8 protein-coding genes are annotated in these 10279 nt (G+C 55.8%); all 8 read right to left on the bottom strand.

Going from position 1 to position 10279, the window contains the following annotated elements:
* Positions 1-60: 60 nt before the first annotated feature.
* The 8 genes from nuoN to nuoG all read right to left on the bottom strand — a co-directional run bounded on the left by nuoN (position 61) and on the right by nuoG (position 10163).
* The gene (gene nuoN, locus AC2A1E_RS21825) at positions 61-1518 is read right to left on the bottom strand and encodes an NADH-quinone oxidoreductase subunit NuoN (RefSeq protein ID WP_459402031.1); all 1458 of its coding nucleotides are present in this window, start codon (positions 1516-1518) and stop codon (positions 61-63) included.
* A gap of 6 nt (positions 1519-1524) precedes the next feature.
* Positions 1525-3054 carry an NADH-quinone oxidoreductase subunit M gene (gene nuoM, locus AC2A1E_RS21820; RefSeq protein ID WP_484385480.1) on the bottom strand — a complete coding sequence of 510 codons (1530 nt, stop codon included), beginning with the start codon at positions 3052-3054 and terminating at the stop codon, positions 1525-1527.
* 133 nt (positions 3055-3187) lie between these two features.
* Positions 3188-5035, bottom strand: coding sequence for an NADH-quinone oxidoreductase subunit L (gene nuoL / locus AC2A1E_RS21815; protein ID WP_484385479.1), 1848 nt, complete (start codon positions 5033-5035; stop codon positions 3188-3190).
* On the bottom strand, positions 5032-5334 hold the full coding sequence (gene nuoK / locus AC2A1E_RS21810; protein ID WP_459402028.1) for an NADH-quinone oxidoreductase subunit NuoK: 303 nt from the start codon (positions 5332-5334) through the stop codon (positions 5032-5034). The genes nuoL and nuoK overlap by 4 nt, the downstream gene beginning before the upstream one ends.
* Complete coding sequence (gene nuoJ / locus AC2A1E_RS21805; RefSeq protein ID WP_484385478.1) at positions 5331-5888, bottom strand: NADH-quinone oxidoreductase subunit J; 558 nt, start codon at positions 5886-5888, stop codon at positions 5331-5333. The genes nuoK and nuoJ overlap by 4 nt, the downstream gene beginning before the upstream one ends.
* 8 nt (positions 5889-5896) lie before the next feature.
* Positions 5897-6439, bottom strand: coding sequence for an NADH-quinone oxidoreductase subunit NuoI (gene nuoI, locus AC2A1E_RS21800; RefSeq protein ID WP_473187790.1), 543 nt, complete (start codon positions 6437-6439; stop codon positions 5897-5899).
* Between the two features lie 14 nt (positions 6440-6453).
* Entirely contained in the window at positions 6454-7431 is a 978-nt protein-coding gene (gene nuoH, locus AC2A1E_RS21795; protein WP_484385477.1) for an NADH-quinone oxidoreductase subunit NuoH, read from the bottom strand.
* On the bottom strand, positions 7428-10163 hold the full coding sequence (gene nuoG, locus AC2A1E_RS21790) for an NADH-quinone oxidoreductase subunit NuoG (protein WP_484385476.1): 2736 nt from the start codon (positions 10161-10163) through the stop codon (positions 7428-7430). The genes nuoH and nuoG overlap by 4 nt, the downstream gene beginning before the upstream one ends.
* Positions 10164-10279 lie beyond the last annotated feature (116 nt).

The raw sequence follows: 10279 nt of genomic DNA, 5'->3' as shown, positions 1-10279 counted from the left end.
TCGCCCATTGCTGGGGATTCCTCAGCGCCGAAGCGACCTTTTTTACTGCCTGAATTCTGATCAGAACATCGGCTGTGCCATCTGCACCAGCGTAATCAGTGGCTGCGGGTAAATACCCAATAGCAGCACCAGTACGGCAGAGATCAGCACCACTACCCCACCGGCAGTCAACGCCCAGTTGTCTGGCGTATCACGAACCAGCTTTTCCGGCGCGCTGAGGAACAGGCTGACGGTCACACGCAGGTAGTAGTACAAACCAATTGCACTCCCCACCACCACGGCACCGGTCAACCACCACAGATGCGCACTCACACCCATCGCAATCACGAAGAACTTACCGATAAAGCCCAACGTCATCGGGATCCCGGCCAGCGACAGCATCATCACCGTCATCACCGCCGACAGGATCGGCTTGTGCCAGAACAGACCACGGTAGGAGAACAGTGAATCAACATCCGGGCCACGGTACGGGCTGGACATCAGGCTGATCACACCGAAAGCCCCCAAGCTGCTGAACAGGTAACCGGCCAGATAAACACCGGCGGTTTCCAGCGACAGTTGGTGAGTTTGCACCGCAATCAGCGCCACCAGCAGATAACCCAGGTGAGCGATAGAGGAGTAACCCAGCAAGCGTTTGATGTTGGTCTGACTGATCGCCATCAGGTTGCCGAACAGGATCGAGCAGAAGGCGATAATCGACAGCACCATACGCAGCGCTTCACTGTCGGCAGCCGGTGCGTACAGGAACAGACGCATCACTACCGCGAAGATCGCAATCTTGCTGGCGGTGGCCAAGAAGGTTGAAACCGGCGCAGGTGCCCCCTGATACACATCGGGAGTCCACAATTGGAACGGCACCAAAGAGAGTTTGAAGCCCAAGCCCACGATCATCATGCCCATACCGGCCAGAATCAGTGGGCGGTGCACCATGTGTTCCTGCAGGCTCTTACCCAGCCCCGCCAGTGACAGATCGCCAGACTCTGCGTACAACAGCGCCATGCCGAACAGCAGGAAGCTGGATGCCGCCGCAGACAGCAGCATATATTTGATCGCCGCTTCCAGAGAGCGTTTCTGACGATAGGCGTAGCCCACCAGCCCAAACAGCGGCAGCGAGATCAGTTCAATACCGAGGAACAAAGAAGCCAGGTGATTGGCACTCGCCAGCAGAATCCCACCCATGGCAGCAATCAGTACCAGCAGATAGAACTCTTCACGGTTGTCCGGGTAACCCACCAGCCATGGATAGGCAAAGGTACAGGTCGCCAGGCTCGCCAGCAGCACCAACCCGGTATAGAACATCGAGTAACCGTCAACCCGCATCAGCGGAGTGACGTCCATTGGGCCAACCTGGCCGACAAAATAAAGTGAAAGCAGCGCCAGGTTAAGACCGACTACTGTCAAGGTGGCGTTGATAAAATGGTCGCGTCGCCACGCAATGCACAGCATCACAACCACCACCGTCAATCCGACGATCAACAGCGGTAACAGTGCGATCAGTTGTTGAGGAGTTATTGTCATGGCGAATTACGGCCTTGTTGTTAAAATTGCTGAAACTGACTGACCAAACCAGTGTTGCACGTTGCCCATCGCCGCACTTGAGGTATCGAGGATCGGCTGAGGATAAACCCCCAACAGGACCAACAGAACCACCAGCAGCAGAATGATGAACAATTCACGCGCGGTCATGCCCGGTAAGGGTTGATCGGACTTTGGCGCACCGAAGTAGGCACGCTGCATCATGATCAAAGCATAAACCGAAGCAAACACTAGACCGAAGGTAGAAATCACGGTGATCACCGGCACCACTTGGAAGCTGCCTATCAGGATCATGAATTCACCGACGAAGTTACCGGTACCCGGCATCCCCAACGTCGCCACGGCGAAGAACAGCGACAGTGCAGGAATGTACTTGATTCGCCCCCACAAGCCGCCCATCTGGCGCAAGTCACGGGTATGCAGACGCTCGTACAGCTGACCGCAGATGATGAACATACCGGCCGCAGACAGACCGTGCGCAATCATCTGGATAACCGCCCCCTGATAAGCCAGCTGGCTGCCGGTGTAGATGGCAATCAGCACAAAGCCCATGTGTGAAACGGAGGTGTAGGCAATCAAGCGTTTAATATCGGTCTGCGCAAACGCCATCCAGGCACCGTAGAAGATACCAACAACGCCCAGCCACATGGCGATTGGGGCAAACTCGGCGGAAGCATTCGGGAACAGCGGCAGACTGAAACGCAGCAGGCCGTAAGCGGCGGTTTTCAGCAAGATCCCCGCCAGGTCAACAGAACCTGCGGTTGGAGCCTGACTGTGCGCATCCGGCAACCAGCCGTGCAATGGCACCACCGGCATTTTCACCGCAAATGCGATAAAGAAGCCCAACATCAACAGATATTCGACATTGTGCGACATCTTGGTATTCAGCAGATCCTGATAGCCGAAGGTCCATACGCCCGTTGCGTTATAGTGCACAAACACCAGGCCCAGAATCGCAATCAACATCACCAGACCGCTGGACTGGGTGTAGATGAAGAACTTGGTTGCCGCAGTAATACGGGTTTTACCGTCCGACGCCTTGTGACCCCACAGGGCGATCAGGAAGTACATCGGCACCAACATCATTTCCCAGAAGAAGAAGAACAGGAACATGTCGATGGCAAGGAACACGCCGATCACGCCGCCCAGGATCCACAGCAGGTTCAGGTGGAAGAAGCCCTGATATTTCTGAATTTCACGCCAGGAACAGAGGATCGCCAACACGCCCAGCAGGCCGGTCAACACCACCATCAGCAGTGACAAACCGTCCAGCGCCAGGTGAATATTGATGCCAAAACGTGGGATCCACGGCAGCAGGAATTCAGACTGCCACTGCGGAATGCCTAACGGTTTGATCAACGAGTAGCCACCCTGCAACCACAGTTGCAGAGACAGCAATAATGTCAGCCCCATTGCAATCAACGCGATCCAGCGCGGCGCCTTAGTACCGAAACGCTCACACTGCCAACACAGCAGACCGCCGATAAAGGGGAGAAGAATTAGCCAAGGTAGTAGCATGGCGTTTTGTGTCCCTTATTCTACCCGTATCCTTCAAGCCGTGGCGTTATTGGCCACAGCTTGAAATCCACAGGGTATAAAACATTGTACATAGCACAGAGCACTATGCCCGATAAATGCTTTAAATTATTGGTTAAACCAAAATCAACAGCGCCAATACGACCACTGCACCCACACCCATCGACGCAATATACCAGCGTATCTGACCATTCTCGCTCACCGTCAGGCCACGGTTCCCCCAGCGGGAGAAGATTGCCGGCAGATTCATCAGCGAGTTCAGCGGATCGCTTTGCAACAGCCGGGCAACGCCCAGATACGGCTTGACGAACACTTTGTCATACAGCCAGTCAAAGCCCCAAGCATGGAACCACCAGGTCGAGAAGAAACGGCCCGGAGCGCTTTTCGCGATACTGCTCACCAGGCTGCGTTTACCCAACCACAGCGCAGCAGCCAGCAGGATACCGACGATAGCCACCACGCCAGAAGCGATTTCCAGTTGCAATACGCTGCCATGCGCCATCTCAGTGGTTTCTGGCAGCACGCCCTGCAACGGTGGCACGATCATCGCACCAACGAAAGTGGACAGTACCATCAGAACCAACAGCGGCAAGTGGTGCGTGATGCCTTTGCCTGCATGGGCTTTGATTTTCTCTTCGCCGTGGAACACGATGAAGATCATACGGAAGGTGTACAGCGAGGTCATGAACGCCCCGATCAGGCCAGCAATCATCAGGTTGATGTGGCCGTTCGCCATTGCGCCCGCCAGGATCTCATCCTTACTGAAGAAGCCTGCGGTAACGATCGGCAGTGCCGACAGCGCCGCGCCGCCCACCAGGAAGCACAGGTACACCAGCGGAATGCTCTTGCGCAGGCCGCCCATTTTGAAAATATTCTGCTCGTGGTGGCAGGCCAGGATCACCGAACCAGACGCCAGGAACAGCAACGCTTTGAAGAACGCGTGAGTCATCAGGTGGAAGATCGCCGCATCCCACGCCTGCACGCCCAACGCCAGGAACATATAGCCAATCTGGCTCATGGTGGAGTAAGCGAGTACGCGTTTGATGTCGGTCTGTACCAGCGCGGCAAAACCCGCCAGCAGCAAGGTTACCGCCCCGACAATACCCACCAGGTGCAATACTTCCGGTGCCATCAGGAACAGGCCATGCGTACGGGCGATCAGGTAGACACCGGCGGTGACCATGGTTGCCGCGTGGATCAGTGCAGATACCGGAGTTGGACCGGCCATCGCATCTGCCAGCCAGGTTTGCAATGGCAGCTGCGCCGATTTACCGACTGCTCCCCCCAGTAACATCAAGGTTGCCCAGGTGATAGCGGTATCGCCGATCGCCAGTTTCTGCGGTGCCAGCACCATCAGTTCACGGATATTCAGCGTACCCAACTCGCGGTACAGAATGAACAGCGCAAAGGCCAGGAATACGTCACCGACGCGGGTCACGATGAAGGCTTTCATTGCCGCCGCACCGTTGGCCGGATCTTTATAGTAGAAACCGATCAACAGGTAGCTGCACAGGCCCACCCCTTCCCAACCCAAGTACAGCAGCAACAGGTTGTCTGCCAACACCAATATCACCATGCTGGCGATAAACAGGTTGGTATAGGCGAAGAAGCGTGAATAACCTTCTTCACCGCGCATGTACCAGGAAGCGAACATGTGGATCAGGAAGCCGACGCCGGTAACCACTGACAGCATAGTCAGCGATAAACCGTCCAGAACCAGAGTCACACCGATGTTAAAATCGCCGACGGCCATCCAGTTCCACAGGCTTTGCTCGTATAGCTGCACGCCGGTGGCTTTCTGGCCGAGAAAATCGATCGCCGCGTACGCCGTGACCAGCGCCGCTAAACCAATAGAACCCACGCCGACGGTAGCCGCCGTGTTTTCAGACCAGCGGCCACGGGAAAATGCCAACAGCAGGAACCCGATCAGCGGTAGCAGAATAGTTAAATATAATAGGTTCATCCGCGCATCTCACTGACAGTATCAATATTCAGGGTATGACGACGACGGTAGAGCTGTAGCAGCAACGCCAGGCCGATACTGGCCTCCGCCGCCGCCAGGCTGATCGCCAGGATATACATTATCTGCCCGTCCGGTTGGGCCCAGTAGCTGCCTGCCACGATAAACGCCAACGCTGCGGCGTTGATCATCACTTCCAGGCTGATCAGCATAAACAGCAGGTTACGACGGATCAGCAACCCGGTCAGCCCCAGGACGAACAGAATCGCCGCCAGAATCAAACCATGTTGGAGAGGGATCATGCTTGCTCCTCCGATTTTCTTTTCGCCATTTCACTTGCCGGGACATTGCTCAGCACTTCACCCGGCTTGTGCTCACGGCCAACGTGGAAGGCAACAACCAAGCCTGCCAACAGCAGCATTGAAGCCAACTCAACCGCCAGAACGTAAGGACCAAACAGGCTGATCCCAACCGCTTTAGCATCCACCATCTCACCGCTGATGCCCTGATCGTCCAAGCTGCGGATCGCAATAACCAGCACCACCAGCAAAACCAGTGACAACAGGCCAGGACCGATCCACACCGATGGCTTCAGCCACTCACGTTCCTGCTGCTGCACCGCGCCGCCGAGGTTCAGCATCATCACCACGAATACGAACAGCACCATGATGGCCCCGGCGTAAACGATGATTTCCAGCGCACCGGCAAAGTAGGCACCCAGTGAGAAAAAGACTGCCGAGATCGCCAATAATGAAACGATCAGATACAGCAGCGCATGTACAGGATTGGTATGCGAAATCACGCGAATTGTCGCGACAATCGCAATCAAACCTGCCAGATAAAAGGCAATTTCCATGCTTGCTCCTACGGCAACAGACCTTTGACGTCGATCGGTTTGGCTTCATTTTCGGCTTCGCCTTTGGCTTTGCCGTCAATTGCCATACCGGCCATCCGGTAGAAGTTATATTCCGGATATTTACCCGGCCCCGAGATCAACAGATCCTCTTTTTCGTACACTAAATCCTGGCGCTTGAACTCGCCCATTTCGAAATCCGGCGTGAGCTGGATAGCCGTGGTGGGGCAAGCTTCTTCGCACAGGCCGCAGAAGATGCAGCGTGAGAAGTTGACGCGGAAAAACTCTGGATACCAGCGGCCATCTTCCCGCTCTGCTTTTTGCAGCGAAATACAGCCGACCGGGCAAGCAACCGCACACAGGTTACAGGCCACGCAACGCTCTTCACCGTCAGGATCGCGCGTCAGCACGATGCGGCCACGATAGCGCGGCGGCAGGTAGACCGGCTCTTCTGGATACATTTGGGTTTCGCGTTTGGCGAAGGCATGCAGGCCAATCATCCAAAGACTGCGCACCTGGGTGCCGAAACCAACCAATAACTCTTTCAATGTCATGGTTTATTCACCCCTTATTGAGCGTTGTACAAAATGACCGCGGCGGTTGCCAGCAGGTTCAGCAGCGTCAACGGCAGGCAAACTTTCCAGCCAAATGACATCATCTGGTCATAACGCGGACGCGGCAACGACGCACGGATCAAAATGAACATCACCATGAAGAAGGCCGTTTTCAGAGCGAACCAGATGAATGGCGGCAAGAACGGGCCCTGCCAACCGCCGAAGAACAACGTCACAATCAGGGCAGACACGGTAACGATACCGATGTATTCCCCCACAAAGAACAGCCCGAACTTCATACCGGAATATTCAATGTGATAACCGTCAGCCAGTTCCTGCTCGGCTTCCGGCTGGTCAAACGGATGGCGGTGACATACCGCAACCCCGGCAATGGCGAAGGTCAGGAAACCAAAGAATTGCGGGATGATGTTCCAGACATGAGCCTGTGATTCGACGATCGCCTGCATATTGAATGAGTCAGCTTGCGCCACGACCCCCAACACCGATAAACCGAGGAACACTTCATAGCTCAGGGTCTGCGCAGAAGCACGCATCGCACCCAACAGCGAGTATTTGTTGTTGCTCGACCAGCCAGCGAACAGCACGGCGTACACCGCCAAGCCCGCCATCATCAGGAAGAACAGGATACCGATATTGAGGTCGGACACCGCCCAGGTCGGGCTGACTGGGACGATAGCAAAGGCCAGCAACAGAGAAGTAAAGGCGATCATCGGTGCCAGGGTAAAGATCACCCGGTCAGAGAAGGTCGGCACCCAGTCTTCTTTAAAGAACATTTTGATCATGTCGGCGACCAACTGCAGCGAACCGCCCCAGCCGACACGGTTTGGCCCGTAACGGTTCTGGAACAGCCCCAGCAGACGGCGTTCGCCGAAGCTCATGAAGGCCCCGCAGCTGACAACCACCAGCAGGATCGCCACCGCTTTCAAAATGGCGATCAGGATGTCGATCACCTCAGGCGTAAACCAGCTCATTGTGCTGCCTCCCGCAGATTTTCAACCGTTGCGCCCACCAACACCGGCGGGATCCCTGGCAAGCCGAGCGGCAAACCAACCTGGCCTGACGCCAGAGTTTCACTCAGGCGCACCGGCAAACGCAGCGTTTGGCCAGCACAGCTAAACTCCAGCCAGGCACCGGCATTCACACCAAGCTGGGCGGCATCGGCACTGTTGACCATCACGTAGGCCTGTGGCATCCGCTGCTGGATCACATCGGCACGCTGTGACATTTCGTCACTGCCAAACAGGTGGTAATACGGCGCAACACGCCAACCTTCGGCTTTAAATGCCGATGGGATTGAGGTGAAGTAACCCAGGTTACCCTCCCCCGCTTCGATCAACCGGATACCCGGATCGCCATGGCGCAGACTGCCCCCCACTTCGGCCTGGAACTTGTTCCATGCCTGCGGTGAGTTCCAACCGGGCGCCCAAGCGAATGGGATTTGCTGACGATCGGCCAGCGGACTGTTGTTCCCTTCCATCGAGAAGGCAAACATAGTGTCTTTATCCTGCGGCTGACGTGGCTCATGCACGCTGATATCAGCACGCATCGCGGTACGACCACTGTAACGATGCGGCGAACGCGCCAGTTTCTGCCCACGAATACGGAAGGTGGCATCTGGAGCGGCTTCGACAATCCCCTGCAACTGCGGCAACGCGGCCACACAGGCTTCGATCACGTCGTCCAACTGCGTCCAGTCAACCTGGCGGCTGGTGTAGGTGGAATGCAGCGAGTGCATCCAACGCCAGCTTTCCAGCATGATACTGTGGATATTCTTTTTGGCATCATCGTAATAAGCCGGGTCATACACCTGGAAGAAACGCTGTGCGCGGCCTTCCTGGTTGACTAACGTACCGTCGCTCTCAGCAAAACTGGCAGCAGACAGGATCAGGTTGGCTTTGTCCATGATGGCGGTGCGCTGATGGTCGGCAACAATCAGGTTGCTAGCCTTAGCCAGTGCCGCATCCACTTTCGCTGCTGGAGCATGACGGTAGAGATCGTTCTCCATCACGATGGCGGTATCGGCGCTGCCACTTTCCAACTGAGCCAGTGCCTCATCAAGAGAACCACCGCCGATCATCGCCAGCCCCATGCTGTTGGCGGCAGCGGCTACGAAGGTGATACCGACGTTGGCACCACGGCCTTTCAACGCTTTGGCGATGTTGGCTGCGGCTTCGATGATGGCATCACTGCCCGCATTGCTGCCGGTAATGATCAACGGCTTCTGCGCACCGGCCAACGCCTGCACGATCACATCAATTTTCTTGTTAAGGCCTGCGGCCAGATCGGTCACTGCCGGTGCGGACTCATCCAGCGCATGGGCAATAGCGAAGCCTAAACGCGCTTGCTCATCGACCGGTGCACGGTAGTTCCAGGCGGCGATATCATCCAGACGGGTATCATCAACGTTGGTGACAAACAGCGGATGTTTAGCATGCTGACCAATATTCTGCACCGCGGCGATCTGCCAGTCGGCAACGCGCTGTGCCGCCGCCATGGCGCGAGCTTTACCTTTCACCGCCTGACGCACCGACAGCGCGATACGCGCGCCGGTCTGGGTCAGATCTTCACCCAGCACCAACACCGCGTCGTAGCTTTCGATTTCACGCAAATTAGGCGTCGTCACACCGCTGTTTTTCAGCACGTTGAGCATCAGATTCAGGCGCTGTTGCTCAGCCTGATTGATGCCGGTATAGAAGTTTTCTGCCCCTACCAGTTCACGCAGCGCGAAGTTGCTTTCCAGGCTGGCACGCGGTGAGCCGATACCGATGGTTTTCTTCGCCTGACGCAGAATATCTGCCGCGCCCTGCATCGCCTGCTCTGCGTTCAGAGTGATCCAGTCGTTGCCACGTAGCTGTTGCGGCTGGCGCGGACGATCCTTCAGGTTGACATAGCCATAACCAAAGCGACCACGGTCACACAGGAAATAGTGGTTTACGCTGCCGTTGTAGCGGTTTTCGATACGGCGTAGCTCGCCATAGCGCTCACCCGGGCTGGTGTTACAGCCGACGCTGCACTGTTGGCAGATGCTCGGTGCAAACTGCATGTCCCACTTACGGTTGTAACGTTCTGAGTGCGTTTTGTCGGTGAAAACGCCGGTTGGGCACACTTCTACCAGGTTGCCGGAAAACTCGCTTTCCAGCGTGCCGCTTTCTGGCCGGCCAAAGTAGATGTTGTCGTGCGCACCATAGACACCCAAATCGGTACCGTCGGCATAATCTTTGTAGTAACGCACACAGCGATAACAGGCGATGCAACGGTTCATCTCATGAGAGATAAACGGCCCCAGATCCTGGTTGTTATGGGTACGCTTGGTGAAGCGGTATCTACGGAAGCTGTGGCCGGTCATTACTGTCATATCCTGCAGGTGACAGTTACCGCCCTCTTCACATACTGGACAATCGTGCGGGTGATTGGTCATCAACCATTCGACCACGCTTTCACGGAACTGCTTGGCTTCAGCATCATCGATGGAAATGAAAGTTCCATCGGATGCCGGTGTCATACAAGACATCACCAAACGGCCACGCGTATCGTCCGCGTTTTGGTATTGCTTTACCGCACATTGGCGGCAAGCGCCGACGCTTCCCAGCGCCGGATGCCAGCAAAAGTAAGGAATATCGAGCCCGAGGGAGAGACACGCCTGTAACAGGTTGTCGGCTCCATCTACGTCGTATTCTTTGCCGTCTACATGAATCGTAGCCATAGTCAGCATGCTTCCAAGTGGCCTGCTTTAAAGCAGGCGTTAATCAAAAATTCTGTATGCCCTGCGTCTTTTGCCCTGCAGCGTTGTTGGCTGCTCGTGCTCACCCCAGTCACTTA

Source organism: Serratia sp. HNCC26DJ206 (genome assembly GCF_057180605.1).
The sequence above is the reverse complement of the archived record's forward strand: the minus strand, read 5'-3'. Positions and strand labels throughout refer to the sequence as shown.